Annotated in this window: 19 protein-coding genes and 8 pseudogenes; 4 read left to right on the plus strand and 23 right to left on the minus strand. The window is 37.8% G+C overall.

The window, feature by feature from the left end; all coding sequences use genetic code 11:
• Positions 1-15: 15 nt before the first annotated feature.
• The 15 genes and pseudogenes from ACEWFH_RS12405 to yneA all read right to left on the minus strand — a co-directional run bounded on the left by ACEWFH_RS12405 (position 16) and on the right by yneA (position 12668).
• Positions 16-480 (minus strand): CcdC family protein, encoded by a 465-nt coding sequence (locus tag ACEWFH_RS12405; RefSeq protein ID WP_473724295.1) that lies wholly within the window; start codon positions 478-480, stop codon positions 16-18.
• 2 nt (positions 481-482) lie between these two features.
• Positions 483-941, minus strand: coding sequence for a Na(+)/H(+) antiporter subunit B (locus ACEWFH_RS12410; protein ID WP_473727293.1), 459 nt, complete (start codon positions 939-941; stop codon positions 483-485).
• Positions 942-964: 23 nt separating this feature from the next.
• A pseudogene (locus ACEWFH_RS12415) lies at positions 965-1673 on the minus strand (cytochrome c biogenesis CcdA family protein).
• A gap of 104 nt (positions 1674-1777) precedes the next feature.
• A complete protein-coding gene (locus tag ACEWFH_RS12420) occupies positions 1778-2620 on the minus strand; it encodes a M15 family metallopeptidase (protein WP_473724296.1) in 843 nt (280 codons plus the stop codon).
• A 570-nt stretch (positions 2621-3190) separates the two neighbouring features.
• Positions 3191-4995, minus strand: a pseudogene (locus ACEWFH_RS12425) (ABC transporter ATP-binding protein).
• Positions 4992-6741: pseudogene (locus tag ACEWFH_RS12430) on the minus strand (ABC transporter transmembrane domain-containing protein). The pseudogenes ACEWFH_RS12425 and ACEWFH_RS12430 overlap by 4 nt, the downstream one beginning before the upstream one ends.
• 110 nt (positions 6742-6851) lie before the next feature.
• On the minus strand, positions 6852-7481 hold the full coding sequence (locus tag ACEWFH_RS12435; protein WP_473727294.1) for a tRNA 2-selenouridine(34) synthase MnmH: 630 nt from the start codon (positions 7479-7481) through the stop codon (positions 6852-6854).
• On the minus strand, positions 7478-7897 hold the full coding sequence (locus ACEWFH_RS12440) for a rhodanese-like domain-containing protein (protein WP_473724297.1): 420 nt from the start codon (positions 7895-7897) through the stop codon (positions 7478-7480). The genes ACEWFH_RS12435 and ACEWFH_RS12440 overlap by 4 nt, the downstream gene beginning before the upstream one ends.
• An 87-nt stretch (positions 7898-7984) precedes the next feature.
• Entirely contained in the window at positions 7985-8203 is a 219-nt protein-coding gene (locus ACEWFH_RS12445; protein WP_066241071.1) for a YneF family protein, read from the minus strand.
• A gap of 78 nt (positions 8204-8281) precedes the next feature.
• Complete coding sequence (gene sirA, locus ACEWFH_RS12450; RefSeq protein WP_473724298.1) at positions 8282-8722, minus strand: sporulation inhibitor of replication protein SirA; 441 nt, start codon at positions 8720-8722, stop codon at positions 8282-8284.
• 151 nt (positions 8723-8873) lie between these two features.
• Positions 8874-10877, minus strand: coding sequence for a transketolase (gene tkt, locus ACEWFH_RS12455; RefSeq protein WP_473724299.1), 2004 nt, complete (start codon positions 10875-10877; stop codon positions 8874-8876).
• A gap of 171 nt (positions 10878-11048) precedes the next feature.
• On the minus strand, positions 11049-11333 hold the full coding sequence (locus tag ACEWFH_RS12460; protein ID WP_473724300.1) for a HesB/YadR/YfhF family protein: 285 nt from the start codon (positions 11331-11333) through the stop codon (positions 11049-11051).
• Between the two features lie 104 nt (positions 11334-11437).
• A pseudogene (locus tag ACEWFH_RS12465) lies at positions 11438-11676 on the minus strand (DUF896 domain-containing protein).
• A gap of 60 nt (positions 11677-11736) precedes the next feature.
• Entirely contained in the window at positions 11737-12381 is a 645-nt protein-coding gene (locus ACEWFH_RS12470; RefSeq protein ID WP_473724301.1) for a YneB family resolvase-like protein, read from the minus strand.
• A 20-nt stretch (positions 12382-12401) separates the two neighbouring features.
• Positions 12402-12668: a cell division suppressor protein YneA gene (yneA, locus tag ACEWFH_RS12475; protein WP_473724302.1), complete on the minus strand. Its 267-nt coding sequence runs from the start codon at positions 12666-12668 to the stop codon at positions 12402-12404.
• 160 nt (positions 12669-12828) lie between these two features.
• On the opposite strand from yneA, the pseudogene lexA reads away from it, so the two are divergent.
• Positions 12829-13441: pseudogene (gene lexA, locus ACEWFH_RS12480) on the plus strand (transcriptional repressor LexA).
• 135 nt (positions 13442-13576) lie between these two features.
• Complete coding sequence (locus ACEWFH_RS12485; RefSeq protein WP_473724303.1) at positions 13577-13825, plus strand: DUF2642 domain-containing protein; 249 nt, start codon at positions 13577-13579, stop codon at positions 13823-13825.
• Positions 13826-13891: 66 nt separating this feature from the next.
• Here the strand turns inward: ACEWFH_RS12485 and glnA are convergent, their stop codons facing one another.
• The 5 genes and pseudogenes from glnA to spoVK form a co-directional block, all read right to left on the minus strand.
• A complete protein-coding gene (gene glnA / locus ACEWFH_RS12490) occupies positions 13892-15226 on the minus strand; it encodes a type I glutamate--ammonia ligase (protein WP_473724304.1) in 1335 nt (444 codons plus the stop codon).
• A 247-nt stretch (positions 15227-15473) separates the two neighbouring features.
• Positions 15474-15699, minus strand: a pseudogene (locus ACEWFH_RS12495) (MerR family transcriptional regulator); the annotation flags it as partial.
• Positions 15700-15817: 118 nt separating this feature from the next.
• Positions 15818-17086 carry a methionine gamma-lyase family protein gene (locus tag ACEWFH_RS12500; protein WP_473727295.1) on the minus strand — a complete coding sequence of 423 codons (1269 nt, stop codon included), beginning with the start codon at positions 17084-17086 and terminating at the stop codon, positions 15818-15820.
• Position 17087: 1 nt separating this feature from the next.
• A complete protein-coding gene (hflX, locus tag ACEWFH_RS12505) occupies positions 17088-18209 on the minus strand; it encodes a GTPase HflX (protein ID WP_473724305.1) in 1122 nt (373 codons plus the stop codon).
• Positions 18210-18383: 174 nt separating this feature from the next.
• Positions 18384-19332, minus strand: a pseudogene (gene spoVK / locus ACEWFH_RS12510) (stage V sporulation protein K).
• A 273-nt stretch (positions 19333-19605) separates the two neighbouring features.
• Here spoVK and ACEWFH_RS12515 point away from each other — a divergent pair.
• Positions 19606-20229 carry a YitT family protein gene (locus tag ACEWFH_RS12515; RefSeq protein WP_473724306.1) on the plus strand — a complete coding sequence of 208 codons (624 nt, stop codon included), beginning with the start codon at positions 19606-19608 and terminating at the stop codon, positions 20227-20229.
• 108 nt (positions 20230-20337) lie between these two features.
• Here the strand turns inward: ACEWFH_RS12515 and ACEWFH_RS12520 are convergent, their stop codons facing one another.
• Positions 20338-20916 carry a YhcN/YlaJ family sporulation lipoprotein gene (locus ACEWFH_RS12520; protein ID WP_473724307.1) on the minus strand — a complete coding sequence of 193 codons (579 nt, stop codon included), beginning with the start codon at positions 20914-20916 and terminating at the stop codon, positions 20338-20340.
• Positions 20917-21018: 102 nt separating this feature from the next.
• Here ACEWFH_RS12520 and ACEWFH_RS12525 point away from each other — a divergent pair, with 102 nt between their 5' ends.
• Positions 21019-21993, plus strand: a complete 975-nt coding sequence (locus ACEWFH_RS12525) for a tyrosine-type recombinase/integrase (protein ID WP_473724308.1) — start codon at positions 21019-21021, stop codon at positions 21991-21993.
• A gap of 53 nt (positions 21994-22046) precedes the next feature.
• Here the strand turns inward: ACEWFH_RS12525 and hfq are convergent, their stop codons facing one another.
• Positions 22047-22283: an RNA chaperone Hfq gene (gene hfq / locus ACEWFH_RS12530; RefSeq protein WP_066241024.1), complete on the minus strand. Its 237-nt coding sequence runs from the start codon at positions 22281-22283 to the stop codon at positions 22047-22049.
• A gap of 31 nt (positions 22284-22314) precedes the next feature.
• A pseudogene (gene miaA, locus ACEWFH_RS12535) lies at positions 22315-23264 on the minus strand (tRNA (adenosine(37)-N6)-dimethylallyltransferase MiaA).

Raw genomic sequence — 23264 nt, forward strand, 5'->3', positions numbered from 1 at the left:
CCTTTTAAAGAGAACTTATAATGCGATTTCGTTTTTCTTTTTCTTGAACAAAAACAGCATAGCTACCCTCCAAGGTAGTATCATACCAAAAGCAACGATAAAGAATAGCGAACTTGTTTCAAAGATGGATATCGTCGAGCCGATATACCACTTCAATGCTAAACGAATGGCAAACAATCCGATAATGATAAAAATAAAAGCTTTTGATCGTACCAAGTATACATGATCACCTTTTATTTCGAATTTGCTTGTCATGATGAGGAAGATTGAAAACATGAGACCGACTAGAAAGGCCTCCCCCGCTTCGACCCATGTGATGTGAAAAGCAGGTATTACGAACTGGAGGAATCCAGTACTCATAGCTAAAGGAGGTATAATGATCCTCTTTTCTGTTACAGGTTCTCTTGTTTCTCTCATACGAAAATTAAAAACAATTACAGCCATAATAATGGCAAAGCAAGTACTCGCAATAAAAAACACGATTAGTTCCCTTCCTCTACTTCTTTCTCAATCTTATCTTCTGCAATAGAGAGGATAATGGTCATCGTAACCCCGATTACTGTCAAATATACACCTAAGTCAAAAAGCATCGCTGTAGCAAGCTCGGTCTTCCCTAATAAAGGGAGTTGAAAATAGCCAAAACTGTGACTTAAAAACGGAACGCCTAAAACAAACGATCCAGCACCGGTGAGTATGGCGATCAATAAGCCGGCTGCTATCATGTACGTAAAATTTATTGGCAATATTCTATGTACAGGTTGTAATCCGTAGGAAACATATAGAAGAAGAAATGCTCCTGCTCCCATCAATCCTCCTATAAAACCTCCACCAGGTGCATTATGGCCTGAAAATAACATGTTTACCGAAAAAGCTAAAATAACAAAAACAATGATATTAGTAGTTGTTTTTAAGATAAGGTCGTTAGAACGTGAATGCATGATGTAAATCCCTTTCATAAGTAATCTTAAAAACCTTTAAATCCACCGAAAACTCGATTGGTTAAAAATGATGTTAGTTGAGTCATCCAGTCAAAGTAAAGTAAGATTCCCATAACTACCATTAGGTACCCCTACCACCATAAACTGACGATTAAATTTTTTGATTGACTTTAGTTTATCCAAAAAGAAGCTTAAAACAAAAAATGGAACAGCAAAGCCTAAAACATAAGCAACCATATAGGTTAATGAAGCTGCTGGATTTGATACTCCAAGTGCAATGACTCCAGCTAGAATCGGCCCCATACACGGTGTCCATCCTGCTGCAAACCCAATTCCAATTAATACAGAACCAGCATAACCTGCAGGTCGCGATTGAAATCTTACTTTTTTATCTTTCATCAAAAATGTTGGAGTTATGAATCCCATTACGACTAATCCAAAAAAGATAATAACAATCGCGCCGATTTGTCTTAACAACGTCTGATATTCTACAAAAAGATCTCCAATAATTGTAGTAGATAATCCAAGGAAAAGAAATATTATCGAAAAACCTATTAAAAAGAATGTCGTATGTAACAGCGCCCTTTTTCTAAGCATCGCGTTTTCTTCTTTTAGTTCCTGTACAGATATACCTGTTATGTAAGATAAAAAAGCAGGATATAACGGTAAGCAGCACGGGGATATAAAGGACAGCAGCCCAGCCCCAAACGCAAGCCAAATATTAAGATCGTTCATTTAGCAGAAGCTCCTTTTTTCAGTTCTCTCTCTATCTTAATGGGAATAGCCAAATTGTTCAAACATAAAGAAAGACAGCTTCATGAAAAGCTGCCTAAATTATCTTATGGTTTTTGTAAGTATTCTTCCAGTGTAATTCCTTGTGCATGAATTTTCTTTGCATGGTCTACACCTACATATCTTAAATGCCATGGTTCATACTGATACCCGGTAATATCTTCTTTTCCTTTTAAGTATCTAATGATAAATCCATATTTATGTGCGTTCTCAGCAAGCCATTTACCTTCTTTTGTAGCTCCGAATGCTTCTACTAGTTCATAGTTCACTTCTGGAGAAGTAACGTCCATGGATAATCCTGTTTGATGCTCGCTTTGTCCTGGCTTCGAGCTTGTTTTATTTGCTACTTCTTCTCCTTTTTGCTCAGCATTATAAGCAAAGATTGACACTTGAGTGTCATAAGAGCGGTAACCAGATTGTGCAAGAAGTTCTAAACCATTTTCTTCAGCTGCCTTAAACAAGACTTCCAGTGAAAGAGCTGCTTCTTTTCTTAATTTCTTTTTAGGAAGGTCTTCTTTAAAGGGGAACGGGACATTAGGTGTGACGAGATCTTTAGGCTCATAATCTTCAGGTAAATTTCTTTCTTTGTTAGCAACAATTAAAAGATCGTCTAGGTTCTGAACAACTGCTTGTCCGTCACCAGAAACTGTTACCGTTTCTTCTAGCCATGGTAGTTCAGCTTGAGGAGATGGTTGTTCTTCATTAGGTTCTGTTTCATTTTCATCCGTTTTTGGATTCGATTGTTCATTTGAAATCTTTTTTTCTTGTTTTTCAGAAGTTTCATCGTTAAATGCAGCATTCCATTGTTTTTCGGCCCAGTCAACGGGCTTACATGCCGATAGGAGTAACATGCTTCCAATTAGCATTGATGGTAATACATAGTTCTTCAAAGTACTCTCATCCTTTTTATTCAGTTTGTATGTGTGTATGCTATCTTATCATAGGATAATTTGCAAATAAGTCAATGACATATGTCATAAGTTCATATATTCGAAAAATTAAAGACAATAAATAGGAAACTTTCTTGCACTCCTACCAATATTTCGATTAAGGCAAAACAAAATCACTCAATAGCGACAATCTTTTAGAAAAGCTGTTTTCGCAAACTCTGTTGCTCTTGAAAGTAGTTGATTTCCGCTCCAGGTTGCTTCGCTTTCCGCGGGGCGTGCGGTGAGCCCCTTGCCGCTTTGCGCCTTTAAGGGTCTCACCTGACCGCTTCAAGTAAGTTCCCTTGCTCCTGCGTCTACAAGTTAATGCTACCGCAGTGATTTTCCTCGTCGCATGCCTTGCGAGGAAGCTTTTCAGGTGGTAGGCACGCACCTTACACTACAATCAACTTGTCAGTGAAGGAATAAACAAATTAATTAGTAGTAACAATCTTTTAGAAAAGAGCTTAGTAAATATACCACCATCACAAAACACAAAAAGGCAGCTCCCTCTAATTAGGAACTGCCTCCATTTTAGCCTACTTCATCCATTGAATCTTTGCCGTGCTGCAGTAAAAACATCTTGTGATACAGTCCACGCTGTCTTAGGAGTTCTTGATGTGTCCCCCGTTCTACGATTTCGCCTTTATGCAGGACTAAAATGAGCTCAGCATCTTGTATCGTAGAAAGTCTGTGAGCGATGGCGATCGTCGTTCTGCCACTTCTCATCTTATGAAGAGCTAACTGAATCTCTTCTTCTGTTTCTGTATCAATATTTGCTGTAGCTTCATCCAAAATTAAGATTTTTGGTGAAAAAGCCATTGTTCTCGCAAAAGAGATCAGCTGTCTTTGTCCGCTAGAGAATGTCGCTCCTCTCTCTCCTAGTTCTGTTTGATAGCCTTCAGGCAATTTTTCGATAAATGTTGATGCTTGAACAAATCGAGATGCAGCCATCACATCTTCATCTGAAATATTTTTATTGTACATTCTTATATTCTGCGTGATATCTCCTACAAACAAAAATGGATCTTGAAGAACGAGACCTACCTTTTCTCTTAATTCCGTATTCTCGTATTGCGCAAGGGTACGTCATCAATAAGAATTTGTCCCTTTTTTACATCATAAAAACGCATAAGCAAATTGATGATTGAACTTTTCCCGCTTCCGGTATGGCCGACTAAAGCGATTGTCTGCCCAGGCAGTGCTGTGAATGAAATATTCTTGAGCACTTCTTGTTCACCATCATAGGAAAAGGTAACATTTCTAAATTCTATTTTTCCGTGTTGTATAACAGGCTCTTGATTGCCTTCTTTAACAGGTGCAAACTCTTTTTCATCCATTATGGTAAATACACGGCCAGCTGATACAATGGCTTGCTGAAAAATTGAGAGACGCATCATCATCATGTTAACGGGTTCAAAAAATCGATCTAAATAATTAATGAAAGCATAGATTACACCAATCTCTACTGCCGAATTGAACGATTTAATACCAAAGAAAGATAAGATCATCAACAGCGCGAGCATATATACGAGATCGACTGCAGGCCGCAATAACAATCCGTTATATTTGATGTTTCGAATCTGGGCGTCATTGTGTTCATTATTAATGGCCGCAAATTCTTTTCTGAGACGTCTCTCTTGGTTAAATACTTGAACGATCGACATGCCCTGAAGCGATTCGTTCAGTTTTGCATTTAACTGACTGAGCTTTTCTCTCATCTCGTAAAACGATTTCGAACTATATTTCCGATACATCCACATAATCGCTACTATGAACGGCAGAATACCTAAGCAAAACAGTGCGAGTTTCACATTTAAGTAAAACATGAATCCGAAAATCCCGAATAAGAAAACGATATTCTGAACGAAAGTGGAAAGCACACTAACATACAAATCCTTAACAGCTTCTGTGTCGTTTGTAATTCTTGAAACCAAACTTCCAACTGGTGTGCGGTCAAAGAACTTTAATCCTAATGAGTGTACCTTTGAGAACACTTGGATCCGTAATGTTTGTATGATGTCTAGTGCTACAGATTGAAATAGGACAAATTGAATATAGTTAACAACCGCTGAGATCAAGATTAATCCGATATAACTCGATGCCAGTATTAGCAATGCTTTTTGTTCATAATTACGAGGCGTTACATAATCGTCGATGAATGTTTTAACTAAGATTGGTCCGGTTAGTTCAGCAGCTGTTGCAATCAATAATAAGAAGAAGGCTATTGCTAACCGCTTTTTATGCGGCCTTGTGTACGACATCAGTCTCTTGAACACCGTCCATTGTTTCATCTGCTGTAATTCATCTTGAGGGGGCTCTAATTCTGGTGCACTCATTTAATCACACCTCCTTCTGAAATCAACGTTTCTAAAGCTTGCCTTTCATAAGTTTCTTTGTACCATCCTTCTTCATTAACTAAGCTGTGATGAGTTCCTCTTTGGCTGATCGTGCCATTTTCCAAAACAATGATTAAATCACAATGAGCGATTGAAGAAAGGCGATGTGCCGTAATGATGGTAGTCTGATTTTGACGTTTCGCTTTTAAATGCTGAAGGATGGACTCTTCGGTTTTGGCATCAACCGCAGATAGTGAATCATCTAGAATTAATATTTCAGGATTTTTAATTAAAGCCCTCGCTATTGAAATCCTTTGTTTCTGGCCACCTGACAATGTCACTCCCCTCTCACCTACTAACGTTTCATAGCCATATTTAAATTGAGAGATATCTTTGTGGATAGAAGCGAGTTCTGCAGCTTCTTTAATTTCGGAAAAAGGTGAGTCAATTTTTGCAAATGCTATATTTTCAGCAATGGTAGCCGAAAATAAAAAGTGATCTTGAGGAACATAACCTATCGCTTCTCTTAATGCATGTAATTTGTAATCACTAATGTCATGGTCATCAATTAAAATATCACCTGGATTCAAGTTATATTCACGCAACAACAATTTACAAAGGCTAGTTTTTCCACTTCCTGTCTTTCCAACTATCCCAAGTGTTTGCCCTCGTTTCAACATGAAAGTGATATCCTTTAAAACAGGTGAACTTTCAACGTAAGAGAACTGTTTTAACTGATAAGAGATGTCACCATGCGGACTGGATTTTATTGATCCTGAGTCCTCGATCTCTTCTTTTACAGCAAGCAATGATTCAACTCGGTCATATGAAGCTCTTCCTCGTTCAACAATATTAAACAACCATCCAAACGCAAGCATCGGCCAAATTAATAACCCGAGATAACTCGTGAATGAAACGAGCTCTCCGATTGTTAGTTCATTTCGAGTGACAAGAATTGAGCCATAGCTTACAGCTAAGAAGAATGAGAAACCGATAATAAGTGATATCGTTGGATCAAATAACGAATCGATGCGTGCAACCGCCATATTTTTCTTAACTGCATCATTTGAAAGATCTTCAAAACTATTAATATCATCCTTTTCCTGGCCAAATGCTTTGATTACCCTTGTCCCTGAAATACTCTCTTGCACTTTATCATTTAAGGTAGAAAAAGCTTCTTGTGCACTATGGAACCTTTTATGAAGCATCGTTCCGTATTTGTTTGTTGCCCACGCCATAATCGGTAAAGGCAACAGACTTACAAGTGTAAGTTTCCAGCTGATTGTTGTAGCCATAGCAATTAACGTAAATCCACCCATCATAAGGAATCGACTAATGTTAATACACCATCCCCAGCTGTTTGCTGAATCGCTTGAAGGTCATTTGTAGAATGAGCCATTAAATCCCCCACACGCCGTTTATGATAAAAAGCTTGGGATTTCTTTGTAAAATGCTCATATAATCGATTTCTTAGAGCATCGCAAGTTTTACTGCTGCACCAAAGATTAATATTCTCCATATGTAGCGAAGGACATAGATTCCGATTGCGATACCAATGAGAAGAGCACCATATTTCCATAATAGCTCTTCCGTTATCGTCCCTCTCTCAATATGATCGACAATGAGTCCAACAACTTTCGGAGGTACTAGTAAACCTAATGAAACGAAGGCAAGCATAATGATACCGCCTAAATAACGCCACTTCTCCTGTTTGAAATACCACATTAACTGCAGAAAAACTTTCAACACCCGTTCCCCCTTGTACGCAAATCAAAAACAAGTATAGTTTACCAATATATGAAAATTCCGAAAAGGAAAAAGTTTTCACAAAAAAAGACCCTTTCAATGGGCCTTCTTTATACGATTAGCGGTTTTATTTGTTCTTTTACTTTTGTATAGATATCTTCAAACGAATCTCCATATATCTTTACACATTGACTCTCATACTTTTGTTCTGCGAATCCGTATTTAGGATCGTAGTAGTTTTCTAACAATAATGAAACCACTTTTTCATAATTTTGATTTTGAAGACTATGTTGTAAATCCTCCATAACAGGTAATGGTATTCTTTTGGATAGTTTATTTACTGCCTCAACAATCTCATCTTTATGCAGTAGGGGTTTGTACACATTACAAATATAATGAACTCTTAAGTGAAACGGAATCTCAACATGAATCCGTGTACCACTGTATTTTCCTTCTAGAAGAAAATCCGGAACAACCACTCTTCCTATTCTTTTACTTTCTGATTCGATGATAAGAGATCGTGATCTTTCTAGTTCTTTGAGGCGTTCAAAAAGACTTGATTCAAATTTTTTCTGTGAAGAAGGCTGTTCTCCGATTCTTCCAAAGATTGATCCTTTATGCCCCGCCATTTCTTCTAGGTTAATGACGGGGTATCCCTCACTTTGCAATCGTTCTAAAATTTTCGTTTTCATCGTGCCAGTAAAGCCTTCAATGACGATTATCTTTCTTTGAGTGCTTATAAACCTTTCAAAAAAGCTTCGATCTGCTTTCTATACGAACGAATTCCACCGTCAAGCTGCAAACATGGAAGTCCAATCATGTTCATCGTTTGAGCGATGCTTTTAGAGCGCAAACCTCCTCTTGCACAATAGATAACCACTTTTTTATCTGGATTTTTCTTCTTTTCTGTTTTTATCTTTTGAAAAAGAGCCGGCAGCTTAGGACCAACAACTTCAAGCCCCCGCTCTATCGCGTCCTCTTTACTCTCTTGCTTATATATCGTTCCGATTTCTGCTCTTTCTTCATTTGTGAATATACTAAGGTTCATTGCGCCCGGAAGATGATATTCTTCAAATTCTTTAGGTGACCTTACATCAAAAAGCAAAAATTTATTAAAATCTAATTCATCTATGGAAATCGTCTCTAACTTGTTCACGACCATCATCCTTTAGTTGATGCAATAACTAGCTATAGTAGAACGAAAACAAGCACCCGATTCTTTATCAGGGTGCTTGTACAACACTTACTTCATTTGCTTGTTCATAGCCTGCATCATTTGGTTAATTTTCTTTTGAGAAGGCTTTTGACCCATCTGCATCATCATCACACGCAACATATTTTCATTAATCGGTGGATTTTTTTGTAAATAACTCATCATATACTTGCGGGCAATAAAAAATCCGATCGCAACACCTGCAATCAGTGAAAGTGCACACACAAGGATTATCATACCAGTACCCATTGTTAAAACTTCCTCCTTCATGTTGTCTAGAACTAGTTTACTACAAGTTTACCATCACATACAAGATTTGAAAGTGATTTAAGTGGCATATACCATATTCAATTTAAACGGAGAGAGCCATCCGTATTTTCTTTCACCATAATCCATAGCTAAAAAATAGGATTCGTAATGACGCAAAGCTTCAAAAATAACGGTTTCCGCTTCAAAGTTGCCTATGCTGTATAGGTGTATGTATTGATCAGTCAGTTCCAGCCGTACAGTACTATCTTTGCATGACAAAGAGTAGGTTTCTCCTTCTAATCTCCAATCGTGCGTACCGCTTAAGGTTTTCCAAAAGTGTTCCTCTAATTGAGACACTGATAATAATGAAGTAATATAACTGATCTGTTTTTGTAAAATCGTTTTATAGATCCCTGTTGAACGCTGTTCTTCAAAGAATAATTGAAACATTTTATTTTCTTTACCATAGTAGGAATGAGCAACTTCTTTTGTTATTAAATAAATATAAAACTCCCTCATGAATAAGCTCCTTTCCGACTGCTTTCTAGAAAGTATATACAAAAGCTAAGAAAAAGCTTGTCTAAAAAGGAGAGTGAAAAGCAACTATTTTTGTCGAAACAGAAAGAAAAGAAGATTTTCATAATGAAAACCTCCTTTTCAGAACAAGTAATTATTGATTTAACATGTCTTTAACGCGTTTTACAACATTTTCAGGAGTAAAACCGAATTCTTTCTGAATCACTTCTCCAGGAGCAGATGCACCGAACGTGTCGATTGTTAATGTATCACCATCAAGACCAACATACTTGTGCCAGCCTAATGAAGCCCCCATTTCAATCGCTAATCGCTTCGTAACATGCTTTGGAAGAACAGATTCTTTATACTGACTATCCTGCTCGTCGAAACTTTCCCATGAAGGCATAGAAACGACAGAAGCTGAAATTCCTTCTTTTTTCAGAAGTTCTTGTGCTGCAACTGCAATGCTCACTTCTGATCCTGCAGAAAGTAAGAGTACATCAGCTTCTGTTTCTGCTGGTGAAACAACATATGCGCCTCGCCTAACTCCTTCATAAGCCTTTTCTTTCGTATTAGCTAAAATCGGAAGATCATGACGGCTAAGCACTAGAGCTGTAGGCTTGTCCTTGCTTTCTAATGCTACTTTCCAAGCTGCATTTGACTCATATCCATCGGCCGGACGGATTAAGTTAAGGTTAGGCATAGCTCTAAGTGATGCAAGCTGTTCAACTGGTTCATGTGTAGGACCATCCTCACCAACCATTACGCTGTCGTGTGTTAAAACGTAAGTAACCGGAAGTCCCATAAGCGCAGATAAACGAATAGCTGGTCTTACATAATCAGAGAACACGAAGAATGTGCCACCGAATACATTCAAACCACCATGAAGTGCCATACCGTTTAGTGCTGCTCCCATTGCAAATTCGCGAACACCGAACCAAATGTTACGTCCGCTATAGTCATTGCGGCTGAAATTCGCTTCTCCTTCAATTAACGTTTTATTGGAGCCAGCTAAGTCAGCAGATCCACCGAATAATGATGGCACGCTTTTAGCTAGAGCATTAATCGCTTTACCTGAAGATGAACGAGTTGCGATCGCTTTATCGAACTCAGGAAGATCTTTATCCCAGTTTTCCGGCAAGTTCCCTTTGATCGCCTCTTGAAGCTCTTGTGCTAATTCAGGATATGCTTCTGCATATGCTTTGAATTGCTTGTTCCATTCTTCTTCTTTTGTTTGTCCTTCACTTTTTAACTGCTCAAAGTGAGATTTAACTTCTTCAGGAACGTGGAAATCTTGTTCGAACGTCCACTTGTAAGCTTCTTTTGTTAATAAAATCTCGTCTTTGCCAAGTGGTGCACCGTGAGAAGCTGACTTACCTGACTTATTTGGTGAACCATGACCGATAATGGTTTTAACTTCAATCAATGTTGGTTTGTTTAATTCTTCACGAGCTTCTGCTAACGCTTTTTCAATCTCTTCTAAATTTGTTCCATCTTCCACATAAAGTACTTGCCATCCATATGCTTCAAATCTTTGTTTTACACTTTCAGAGAATGAATGATGAAGATCGCCATCTAACGAAATATCGTTTGAATCGTAAAGAACGATCATTCTACCTAATGCAAGATGACCCGCTAAAGAAGCAGCTTCAGCAGAAACACCTTCCATTAAATCTCCGTCACCACAAATTGAATACGTAAAGTGGTCGATTACTTCATGTCCATCACGGTTATATTTTGCAGCTAAGTGACGCTCAGCCATAGCCATACCAACAGCCATTGCAATCCCTTGACCAAGAGGTCCTGTAGTCGCTTCAACTCCAACAGTGTGGCCGAATTCCGGATGCCCTGGAGTCTTGCTTCCCCATTGTCTAAAATTCTTAAGGTCATCAATTGTTAAGCCATAACCACTTAAATGCAGAAGGCTGTACAAAAGCATAGACCCGTGTCCTGCAGATAAAACAAAACGGTCACGGTTGAACCATTCAGGATTTGCTGGATTGTGGTTCATGAACTTCGTCCAAAGGCTATATGCCATCGGAGCAGCACCCATAGGCATACCAGGATGGCCTGAATTCGCCTTTTCAATGCTATCAATAGAAAGCGTTCTTATCGTATTAATTGCTAATTCATCAAGATTACGTGACAAAAAAATCATCCCTTCATATGTACTAAACAGTTTTGACTTTCATAATAAACGTTCAAGTCCATTTAGACAAGATAAACACTTTATGAGCTATTGTTATTTTACCATTCCCTTGTGAAAACATACAAAAACCGCCTGATACTTTCCAACATTTTCGTTGTTGTAGTACAGACGGTTTTACGTTTATGCGATTCCTGGAATATGACAAGAAAAATAATCAGTTTGCTCATCATAATCAAGTTTCATATTTTCAACAAACCATTTTTCTTCAGATCGTACAAAAAAACGAAGACCATCAACTTCTTGGATGTAATCGTTTTCTTCAGGAACTGCAGGTGTCACACCAAGTGAAAAACCTCCTGAGTCTCCACTTCCTGCATATTTAACGAAGAGTCTTAAACCCTCCTTTGCCTCTAGTTGAATATCCTTATACAGATTAGCTGCTGCACTTGTAATTGAAAAAGTCAAAATATTCTCCCCTTTCAAAGTTGTTATATAACAGTATATACTAATATGTATAGATTGCAACAGAAAAAATGCCTATTTACAGTTATGTAAATAGGCATCCTATATTATTGTTTAAGGTTCTTTTTATTATCTTTACTTCTTTTTAATTTTTCTGGTGTTACATCATCACCGTTAGGATCTACAAATGTCATACCATGCAGATCTTGAACAAAAGACTTACGGAAGACTTGTAAATACTCTTCTCTTAGCTTTTTTGTTCTGCTTTTTCTGCTGATGTTAGTTCCGTTTGTTTTGACTTTCTAGACAAATCATTTATTCTTTGCATTTTATCTTTTGATAACATGATGAAAAACTCCTTTTACAACATTCTTCATTCTATCCTACAGTAGTATGAAAGGAATTTCTAGTTATCTGTATTTTCCATGTGCTCTTTGTATCTCCTATGTACAGTAGCTTTTGATACATTAAACCCTAATCCTTTAAGCGTTAAAGCTATGTCATGAAATGTCAGCTTCATGTTCTTTAAGCGAACAATTTCTGAAATTGGCACTTCTTTTTTGTCTCGTCCTCCATTTGTGTTATTACTTAAGTTTCTCTGCGGTTTATATCCGTCTTTAACCGCTTTTCTCATGCCCCGTTTTATTTTCATGTTGTGGAGCTTACGCTGGTATTCTTCGACAGTAGATACGATCTCCAAGACCATTTCATCTGCCTCAGTCAAATTGTATTCTCCGTTATTAGAGAGTGTATATACTTTTATGTTGTATTTCAATAATTGATGCAAAATAGCCATCTTTGCCTTTCCTCTCCCAAGACGAGTATCATCTTGAATGAGAAGATAGTTAAATTCACCGTCTCTTGCCAAATCAAGAACATTTAATAATTCTTCACGATCAAGTGAATATCCGCTTGCCTTTTCACTAAAACATTCTATTACATCAAAACCAAATTGTTTCGCTAACTTTTTCAATTCAGCTTCTTGTCTCTCAATTGATGTAACTTGTTCTTCTTTTTCAGTACTTACTCTGCAGTATATAATAGCTTTCATTTGTTCAAAACCCGCTTTGTTTATTTATTTACCGGTATGATTACTCTCTGCCCTGGAAAAACAGCTGACGCATTTACGCTGTTCTTCTTTTCAACCCATTTTATAAATTCCCAGTTGGAATAATGATGTTTTGCGTTATATTCTTCAGAAAGACTCCATAGTGAATCTCCTTCTTGTATGGTTACCTCTATATATTGCGCTTCTTGTGATGCAAGATTTGATAACGTAAAAAATATACCACCTAACAACCCTAAAAATACAATAACATGCATTGTCCCTTGTTTCATTGTGATATCCCCTTTCAACAAACGTTTGTTCGCATCTTATGTTATTATCATAACTGGAACGTTTGTTCGGTGTCAACTATTTTTTCGAACTTATGTTTGTATATGCGTTTTAGCCATGCTATACTTTTTATAGATAAAAAATTCGGTGAGGTGCTTAAAAATGACTAAGTTATCCAGACGACAATTGGATATCCTGGCTTTCATAAAAGAGGAAGTTTCACAAAAAGGATATCCCCTTCTGTTCGAGAAATTGGGGAAGCAGTAGGTCTTGCTTCAAGCTCTACAGTGCACGGACATTTAGCTAGACTTGAAAAAAAGGGCTCATTCGCAGAGACCCAACTAAGCCTAGAGCGATCGAAGTATTAGGATTAGAAGACAATATCCCATCCGTTCGTTCCGTCTCTATCCCTGTAATCGGTAAAGTAACAGCGGGGCTTCCAATAAGTGCGATTGAAAACGTAGAAGAATATTTCCCATTACCTGAACATGTTGTAGGTGATGAGAACGTATTTATGCTTTCTGTAGTCGGAGATAGTATGATTGAAGCAGGTATTTTCAATAAAGACTTAGTTGTTGTTAAACAACAGCCTACCGCTAACAATGGAGATATCATCGTAGCTATGACCGATGAAGATGAAGCGACGGTAAAACGTTTCTTTAAAGAAAAGAATCACATTCGCCTACAGCCTGAAAATTCATCGATGGAACCAATTATTCTACAAAGCTGTACGATACTTGGTAAAGTAATTGGAGTATATAGAAGTATTCACTAATTCAAAAAATACGTAAAAGAGAAGCAGCATGTTAAGCTGCTTCTCTTTTTCATGTTATTATAACCGTTAGGCGCTCTCACCCCTCGCCCTCTATATGCATAAGGTGTACGGATATCCATACAGGAGGAATGAATCATGTACTATAATCCTTATGAACAATCTAGAAACCAAAATGGTAACACTCAATATATGACGTTGGTAGATCCGTTCGTAGTGAATCGTCTGCGATCGGTAGTAGGTAAAGACCTAGTCGTAGAAACAACAAAAGATACGATTAGAGGTGTACTTGTCGAAGTACAACCCGATCACATTGCATTAAGTGCTGGTAACGACTCCACTTTTTTTGTTCGTATTCAACAAATCGTATCTATAATGCCTGTTTGATTGAATCTTTCATATTTATGTATAAACAATAAACCCCTGACAACAAATGTCAGGGGTTACTTCATTTTAATACATGCTCATATATTGTTCGCGTTCCCAAGGGTGAACTTGTGTACGGAACATATCCCACTCGATCTCTTTAGCTTCGATGAAGTGCTCGGTAGCATGCGCTCCAAGAGCTTTTGTAAGAACTTCATTTTTCGCGAATAGGGTTAGAGCTTCTTTAAGTGTTGCAGGAAGATCTTGGATGCCTTCTGCTTCACGCTCTTCTTTATCCATTACATAGATGTTTCTGTCGATCGGCTTTGGTGCATTCAGCTTGTTCTTGATTCCGTCAAGACCAGCTGCTAGAAGTACTGCCATAGCAAGGTACGGGTTAGCTGTTGGGTCAACACTTCTTACCTCGATACGTGTACTGATTCCGCGAGAAGCCGGGATACGAATAAGCGGGCTTCTGTTTTGCATGGACCAAGCAACATAACAAGGTGCTTCGTAACCTGGAACGAGACGCTTATAAGAGTTTACAGTCGGGTTTGTGATCGCTGTAAAGTCTTGAGCGTGCTTTAAAATACCTGCTAAGAAATGCATTGCTGTTTCACTTAAACCAGTTTCTGATTTCTCATCATAGAAAACGTTTTCTCCATCTTTGAATAGAGACATGTTCGCGTGCATTCCAGATCCATTCACACCAAACAGTGGTTTAGCCATGAATGTAGCGTGAAGGCCATGTTTGCGCGCAATTGTTTTTACTGCAAGCTTGAACGTTTGAATGTTATCACATGTGCTTACCGCATCAGCATATTTAAAGTCGATCTCGTGCTGACCAGGTGCTACCTCATGGTGAGAAGCTTCAATTTCAAAGCCCATGTCTTCTAGTTCTAATACGATATCTCTACGGCAGTTTTCACCAAGGTCTGTAGGAGCTAGGTCAAAGTATCCGCCTTTATCATTTAATTCAAGTGTAGGTTCACCTTTTTCATCATTTTTGAACAAGAAGAATTCTGGCTCAGGTCCAATGTTGAAGTCTGAGAACCCTAGATCTTCCATCTCTTTTAATACTCGCTTTAGAATACCACGCGGGTCACCATCGAATGGATTTCCATCGGGCATAAAGATATCACAGATTAAACGTGCAACTTTGCCTTTTTCAGAAGTCCAAGGGAAGATCATGAATGTATCTAAATCAGGGTATAAATTCATATCCGATTCTTCAATTCTTACGAAACCTTCAATAGAGGATCCGTCGAACATCATCTTATTATCTAAAGCTTTTTCAAGCTGACCAATTGGAATTTCAACATTCTTGATAACACCCAGTAAATCAGTAAACTGCAAACGGATAAATCTTACATTTTCTTCTTTTACCATTCTTAAAATATCTTCTTTAGTATACTTAGACAAATCTTTCTCCTCCTTTGAATATAAAACGCCTATTATGGCGATTGTTCAATCATTAAGTATTATTAGAACTTATCAATGAAAAAACCTGGAAAGTTCTCCTTGAATTAAAGATGTCTTTCCGTGCCGCCCAGCATGAATCAATTCCCTTTTAGCCTGCGATGAAGCGCAGATTCGGAAATTTGTTGAACACCTTGTACATTTGGCTGGTTTTTGATAAATTCTGCTGCCTGTTCATTGAGCTCAAACACCCTTTTGATTCCAGCTAAGTTAACACCTTGTTCAAGAAGTGCTTTGATCTCAAGAAGTTTATCAACATCGTTAAAAGAGAATAAACGACGGTTCCCTTCAGTTCGTGCAGGATGAATTAAATCATTTTCTTCATAATAACGAATTTGTCTTGCGGATAATTCAGTCAGCTGCATCACTATACTGATTGGGAACAAAGGTAAGTTCCGGCGATTCATATCGTTCATATTGCCTACCTCCTTTCAACTTCTTTTATATCTTATGTCACAAAAGCTCACATGTCAATCCTAATGTTAGAAAAAATGACATCAAACAAAAAAGGCTCTATGGCCTTTTTTAGAATGCTTATTTTTGAATTAAACCATGTGTTAATAATTCATCAATTGCACTTATTACTGCAATCTTTACATGTTCGTACGTTAATCCGCCTTGCACGAATGCAATATATGGCGGACGTATCGGACCATCGGCAGTCAATTCGATACTTGCTCCTTGAATAAATGTTCCTGCTGCCATAATTACGTCATCTTCATAGCCAGGCATATAATCCGGATATGGAACAGCATACGAATTGATTGGAGAAGCTTTTTGAATGACCTGACAAAATTTGATCATCCGCTCTTTGTCCTCGAAGATTACCGACTGTATGAGATCGGTTCTTTTTGCGTCCCATGAAGGGCGTGTTTTCATACCTAGTTCTTCTAAGAATGCTGCCGTAAATACAGCTCCTTTTAAGGCTTGAGCCGTAACGTGCGGAGCTAAAAAGAACCCTTGATACATCTCTTGAAGGCTGTAAAGAGACGCCCCTGCTTCTCTTCCTATTCCTGGGGAAGTTAAACGGTAAGAAATTTTATTGATCAGATTTTCTTTTCCAGCGATGTAGCCTCCAGTCTTTGCTAGACCACCTCCTGGATTCTTAATCAATGAACCTGCGATAATATCTGCTCCCGCTTCAATAGGCTCTCTTTGTTCAACAAATTCCCCATAACAATTGTCCACAAAAACAATTACATCTTTTTTGATTTCTTTTACGAAGGCTATCATCTCTTCGATTTCGTCAACGGTAAAAGAAGGACGATCAGCGTACCCTTTTGATCTTTGAATTCCGATCACTTTTGTTTTTTCAGAAATGGCTTTTTGTACATTATTAAAATCAATATTTCCCTCAGATGTTAAATCTACATGCTGATAAGAAATATCATAATCTTTTAAAGAACCTTCACCAGTACCTCTGATACCAACAATTTCTTCGAGGGTGTCATATGGTTTTCCAGTGATATATAGCAATTCATCACCAGGACGAAGCATACCAAACAAAGATAATGTGATAGCGTGAGTGCCTGAAATAATTTGAGGTCTTACGATGGCCGCTTCTGCTTTGAAAACATCTGCATAAACCTTTTCAAGCGTGTCACGCCCATTGTCATCATAACCATAGCCTGTAGAAGGATGAAAATGATGGTCGCCAACTTGATTGTTTTGAAACGCTTTTAAAACCTTAAGTTGATTAAACTCACTCATTTCATCAATTGAGGCATGTACGTTTTTAATTCGTTCCGTAACCTTGCGTGTTGTTTGTTCTAGAATCTTTTCATTTTGAAACTGCGAATACATGTTATTCTCCTTTGTTGCTGATGGATGGAATGGAAGAAGTGGATAACGCGTATCCCTTACATTCATAAACCAGTTCTTCCTTATTAAATTCTTGCTGCAAAAGAATCGTTTCTCCACGCAGTTGTGAAAGAAGCTTACCTTCATGTGCAGGTACTTTGATTTGATAAAAAGTCATCTGCTTTGTTACTTCTTTTTCAATGGTATCTTTTAATAACGAGATGTCTTCACCAGATAAAGCTGATATGGAGATCGAAGGATTTTCAGGTAAAAAGTCATCTGCAAACTGATCTTTCTTATTATAGACCGTTAACATGGGTATATGGCTTGCATTTAGGTCACTTAAAATTCGTTTAACCGTTTTCTCATGTTGTGCTCGATCCTCACTTGATCCATCAATCACATGAATGAGAAGATTAGCTTCAGCCGCCTCTTCAAGTGTTGATCTGAAAGCTGCAATTAGTGAAGTTGGCAAGTCTTGGATAAAACCTACTGTATCGGTAAGAAGCATCTGGAACCCACTTTTGAGTTTAACTTTTCTTGTTAAAGGATCCAGAGTGGCAAATAACTGATCTTCTTCATAACTATCTGCCTCCGTTAATTTATTGAATATCGTTGACTTCCCAGCATTTGTGTAGCCAACCAGAGCTGCTTGGAAAGCCCCTTGATGTTTGCGGCGCTCACGATACCTCTCTCTATGGCTTACGACTGAATTAATTTGCTGTTTAAGTTCATGAATACGAAAACGAATGTGTCTTCTGTCTTTTTCGAGTTTCGTCTCACCAGGACCTCTTGTTCCGATACCGCCCCCTAATCTAGAAAGGCTTGCCCCTATTCCTGAGAGTCTCGGCAGCAAATATTCGAGTTGTGCAAGTTCAACTTGAAGTTTACCTTCACGTGTTTTCGCACGCTGTGCAAAGATATCCAGAATCAGCTGTGTGCGATCAATTACTCTTGCGTTGAAATGCTGTGATAGATTTCGTACTTGTGAAGGTGATAGTTCACTGTTGAAAATGATGATGTCAGCTTCCAATTCTTCTTCAAGCGTGATGATTTCTTCTACTTTACCTTTACCAATAAAGGTGGCTGAGTCGTATCTATCTCTTTTTCTGCGTAATAACAGCACAGACTGTTCCTTGAGCTGTTTTTGTTAGTGATTTTAATTCTTCCATTGAATAAAAAAACGCTCGTCGTTCTGCCGTGGAAGCTGACAGCCGACGAGAATCGCTTTTTCCTGAACTGAATCTTTGTTTTTGTTCAAATTCGCGATCCCTGCTTTCCATAGTCTCCTATCATCATATCAAATCGAATCCCGTTCTTCTAGCACCAGGTCGTCACTTTGTATCGTCATCAATGTTTTTCTGTCTTGACTCGTTTCGTTTAGAAGACGTACCGATTGTCTTCTAACTGCTTTTTCAATCATGTTACGAATGTATCTTCCATTAGAGAAAGAACCAGGGTTCGAACTCTTTACTCTTTCAATATGAGCTTTTAATTTCCATTCACAATCTCTTGTTAGAACGTATTCTCTTTCGGTTATCATCCTTTTCGCAATCTCCATCAATTCTTCAACGGAATAATCAGGAAAAGAAATCATGATTGGGAATCTTGATGGCAACCCAGGATTAAGTTTTAAAAAACGTTCCATCTCTTTTGGATATCCTGCGAGGATAAGTATAAAATCATGCTGCTGATCTTCCATGGCTTTCACTAGTGTATCGATGGCTTCTTTTCCAAAATCTTTTTCCCCGCCCCGTCCTAAGGAATACGCTTCATCAATAAACAGAATTCCCCGCTTGCTTTTTTAACAACTCTCTTGTTTTTTGAGCAGTATGCCCAATATATTCACCTACAAGATCCGCTCTTTCCGCCTCGATCAGATGCCCTTTTGAGAGTACTTTCATCTCATGAAAAAGGGTACCCAGCTTTCTAGCTACGGTTGTCTTTCCTGTCCCAGGATTCCCTTTAAACAACATATGAAGAGCTTGCTTTTCAGCCTTCATTCCCAATTCTTGACGGCATTTATTAATATGAAGCCATGCATAGATTTCTTTTACGTGATATTTTAAGTCTTCCATTCCAACTAAACGATTTAAGTCTTTTTCCATTCGGAGTAGCGGATGATGCTGCTCCAATGCCTTTTCTTTTCCGGCTAGGGTTGCTCCATCGTCAATCTTAGTTTTATCGTTTCCTTGGTTTAAGACAATGTTAATCTGCCTTTGCTTTTTTATCGCAATAGGTTCATTCAAGCGGTACCACCTCACTTTGCCAGTCGAATCATTATACGCAGCAACATAATTTTCCGTGACAAATGCCTATACTCTTTCTTAATCCACTGTTATCAATTTATGTTGAACTCTTAAGATCTACTACAAAGACAAGCTTTGTTTTTCATATGAATAATTATTCGATAATTGAAAGCGTTTTCTATTTTCAGACGAATAAAAATACTCAAGTATGCAAGATTTCCGTGTTATGTTAAATAATGTGAAATAAGTTTACTTACGAATGGAAGAAAAATCATGCAAATTAAACTTCAAAAAATCATCTTGATCCTCATCGGATTATTTTTAACAGCTATCGGCATAAAACTTTTAACGCTTCACGCTTTAACGTTTGGCGGGACAGCTGGAATCGCAACTCTAGGCTCCTTTATGACGAGCTGGTCATGGGGCATCTTGTTCTTAATCGTAAATCTGCCCTTTTTTATCTTATCCATAAAAAAACTAGGATGGACTTTCTCTTTATCGACTTTTCTATGCATCTTATTGATCTCGGCGATTTCAGATATGATGGATTATTTAACTCTTCCTCTCATCTCTCCAATCGCTGCATCTGTCATTGCGGGTACGTTAATTGGTATAGGCGTAAGTTTCGTGTTGAATTCTGGGGCTTCCCTAGGCGGAATTCACATATTGGCTCTCTACTTGGAGCAAAAATCAGACATAAACCGCGGCGTTTCGTTATTTGTGACTGATTTTATAATTGTATCTTCTGCGGTTGTTATGTTTGGATTCAAAAACGCACTTATATCAATTATCGCAATTACCATTGCATCGTTTTTAACGGGGAAATTAAGAGTTGCAGCCAAACCTTCAGCTACGGTCTATCATACTACTGATACTGAGCCTGTTCAAAACAGCTAAAAGCATTTTCCATATAGGAAAATGCTTTTTATTTACATAAAATTTATTATGTTAACCTTATGTCTACCATTGTCACTTCCTGCGCTTCCTTAGGAAATAACCTCCCTACTACTCGTACAAATCATCACGATGTTGATTCATATCTTCATGCATATCTTGCCTTTGAGTTGATTGGGAATGCCCTTTCACCGGCTGAATTTTCCCGATTAAAATACCCATTTCGTTGTAAACACCGCTTTTTGAGTCATGTTTACTCTGAGATGCAATCTTCCCTATTCTTTTTATTTCTTCAATCTTTTCAGGATCAGTCGTGATTGCAGCATTTCTTCCATGTGCATTGCCTTTTAGTACTTTATAAACTTCTTTTCGCAAAGAATCGTTTTCTTCACCCGGCTGAACCGGTACTGATGGAACTATTCCCACTAAAGTGTAAATACCACTCACAATTACGTACGCTTTATCGACCCCATTTACTTTTTCGGCAAGTTGAACTAAATCTTTTGATTGATGAACTTCATCAGACTTTTCGACAACAAGCGGTGAATCAATCTGAGTATTCGGTCTGCGTTCTGAAGTATCATATTTAACCTGCTTCGTATCGAGTGTCTCATCACCCGAACCCGTTTTACCTGAACAAGCACTTAATGTGAAAATAGCACATATTAGCAGCGATCCTACTTTTCGCATATTCATCACCCTTTTTTTACATAGTTTTCATAGGACTTGTTTGAAATATGCAAAAAAATAAGCCTTTGCTATAATGGGAAAAAGAGGTTATAGGAGGCAATTATGGAAGAATATCCACACTTACCCGAATATGCCGATTCATTTATTGCCCATTTACAGCGTAAAGGGAGAAAAAATAGTACGATCAAACGTTATTATTATGATCTTCGTGATTTTTTTGCTTGGGTGCGCGTATTGAAAAAAGCAGATGACTTAAACGTAATCCAACAGTTAGATGCTTCCATTTTAGATGAGTATTTTTTATTTCTAACTGAACAAAGGGAGTATAGAACTGCTACAAGTAAAAGAGTGTTTACCGTAATAAAAAGTCTCTTTCACTTTCTGCATGGAAACAGTTTTATTACATACAACCCTTTTGTTGAACTCGAACAAAAACTTAAAGAAGATACTCATTTTACGGAAGAGGATTTTATTTCAGAGGAAGAATTTCAAGCCCTCTTTCATACGCTGTCATCGTATGAAGGGTTAACTGAAAACCAACAAAAATTTAGACACCTGCTGATTAAAAGGAATAAGGCAATTGTATCGCTTCTATATCATTACGGCTTAACATTGCAAGAAATAACGAACATTGAAATGAAACACTTACATTTTACGCAGCATGAATTAACTGTGGTAAATAAAAATGAAACACGTTTGATTCCTCTTGATGATGAGACACAACGATTAATTTACGATTACAAAGAAGATATTCCTGAAGCTATTAGACCGAGGAACTATTCTTCTGACCGATTCTTTATAGCATTTGATTATCAAAGAGGAACTTTCCGATTTGATTATGGAAATTATGAACCAAAACCGCTTACGGCTATTGCCATTCAAAAAATGCTAAGGCAAGAAATTCAGCGGTCGGGTTTAAGAAAAGGAATTAGTTCTCAGCATCTTAGGAGGACGTCTATTTTAAATCTTCTAAAGGAAGGAAAAACTGAGGAAGAAGTACAGTTGTGGTTTGGATTAAAATCGCATCTTACATTATATAGATATGAGGTATTCTTAGAACAGTCGTTAAAAGTTTGAGGAAAATAAAAACTCCCTAACAACCTTTAACCAAGGCAGGTAGGGAGTATTTTTTATTCATTCGTATTTGCAGAAGATAAATCGACATTTCGGTGTGGGGTGAACGTTGAAATGGCATGCTTGTAAATGAGGTGCTGCTTACCATCTGCCTCCAGTACAACCGTAAAGTTGTCAAACCCCTTCACTAAACCTTTAAGCTGAAAACCATTCAGCAAATATACGGTCACATAAATGTTTTCGCGACGTAACTGGTTTAAGTAATGATCCTGTAAATTGATTGATTGCTTCATGTGAACAGATCCTCCTCTTTGGGCATTACCCTTATACATTCTCGGAAATTTCTAATTTCCCTTCAACAAAGTGACGAATTTCTATAAATTTTTTATGAAAAGAAGCTTCATCCATTGAAAACCATTCTACATCCATCTGGTTACGGAACCATGTGAATTGTCTTTTAGCATATCGTCTTGAATCACGTTTTAATACTGTAATCGCTTCTTCTAACGTACTTTCGCCTAAAAGATAAGGAAAGAATTCTTTGTATCCTATCGCTTTTGCTGCAAGACTGTTAGTGATATCCTGTCTTAACAGCATTTTAGCTTCTTCGATCACACCTTGCTGGACCATTAGATCGACTCGTTCGTTTATCCGTTTATATAACCGTTCACGATCCATCGTTAAACCTACTAATGCCAATTGATAGAGAGATTCATCGTCTTGCTTTCTGTTTCCCTGTTGTAGCGAAGGCACATTTCCTGTTTCGTAGTAAATTTCAAGCGCTCTGATTACACGCTGTACATTATTTGGGTGAATTTCTTTTGCTCGCTCGGGATCAACTTTCATTAATTCAGCATGCAGCACATCTGCCCCTTCAACATCTGCTTTTTTTGAAGCTGATCTCTAACCTTACTATTTCAGGGTGCTTCAGAAAATTCATAATGATGAGTAATTGCACGCACATATAACCCTGTTCCACCTACGATGATCGGAATCTTACCCCTATTGTTAATTTCTGAGATTCGTTCCCTCGCTAACTGTTGAAACTCAGCTACTGAAAAGGGTTCTGAAGGATCTTTTATATCGATTAGATAATGAGGGATTCCCTCTTTTTCTTCCTCTGTTATCTTAGCAGTTCCAATATCGAGCCCTTTATAGATCTGCATGGAATCTCCGCTAATAATTTCACCGTTTATCGCTTTTGCCAGTTCAATACTTGTTTTCGTTTTTCCAACAGCGGTTGGCCCTACAATCACTACTAATTTTTCTTTCAT

The sequence above is a fragment of the Fictibacillus sp. EA-CB0309 genome (assembly GCF_055814265.1).

Excerpts from the sequence above, each read along its gene's own strand:
- yneA (WP_473724302.1), bottom strand. The coding sequence starts at position 12,668 with ATGAAACAAGGGACAATGCATGTTATTGTATTTTTAGGGTTGTTAGGT.
- sirA (WP_473724298.1), bottom strand. The coding sequence starts at position 8,722 with ATGAGGGAGTTTTATATTTATTTAATAACAAAAGAAGTTGCTCATTCC.
- ACEWFH_RS12445 (WP_066241071.1), bottom strand. The coding sequence starts at position 8,203 with ATGGGTACTGGTATGATAATCCTTGTGTGTGCACTTTCACTGATTGCA.
- ACEWFH_RS12520 (WP_473724307.1), bottom strand. The coding sequence starts at position 20,916 with ATGCGAAAAGTAGGATCGCTGCTAATATGTGCTATTTTCACATTAAGT.
- ACEWFH_RS12485 (WP_473724303.1), top strand. The coding sequence starts at position 13,577 with ATGTACTATAATCCTTATGAACAATCTAGAAACCAAAATGGTAACACT.
- ACEWFH_RS12470 (WP_473724301.1), bottom strand. The coding sequence starts at position 12,381 with ATGAAAGCTATTATATACTGCAGAGTAAGTACTGAAAAAGAAGAACAA.
- ACEWFH_RS12500 (WP_473727295.1), bottom strand. The coding sequence starts at position 17,086 with ATGTATTCGCAGTTTCAAAATGAAAAGATTCTAGAACAAACAACACGC.
- ACEWFH_RS12525 (WP_473724308.1), top strand. The coding sequence starts at position 21,019 with ATGGAAGAATATCCACACTTACCCGAATATGCCGATTCATTTATTGCC.
- ACEWFH_RS12515 (WP_473724306.1), top strand. The coding sequence starts at position 19,606 with ATGCAAATTAAACTTCAAAAAATCATCTTGATCCTCATCGGATTATTT.
- tkt (WP_473724299.1), bottom strand. The coding sequence starts at position 10,877 with ATGATTTTTTTGTCACGTAATCTTGATGAATTAGCAATTAATACGATA.
- hfq (WP_066241024.1), bottom strand. The coding sequence starts at position 22,283 with ATGAAGCAATCAATCAATTTACAGGATCATTACTTAAACCAGTTACGT.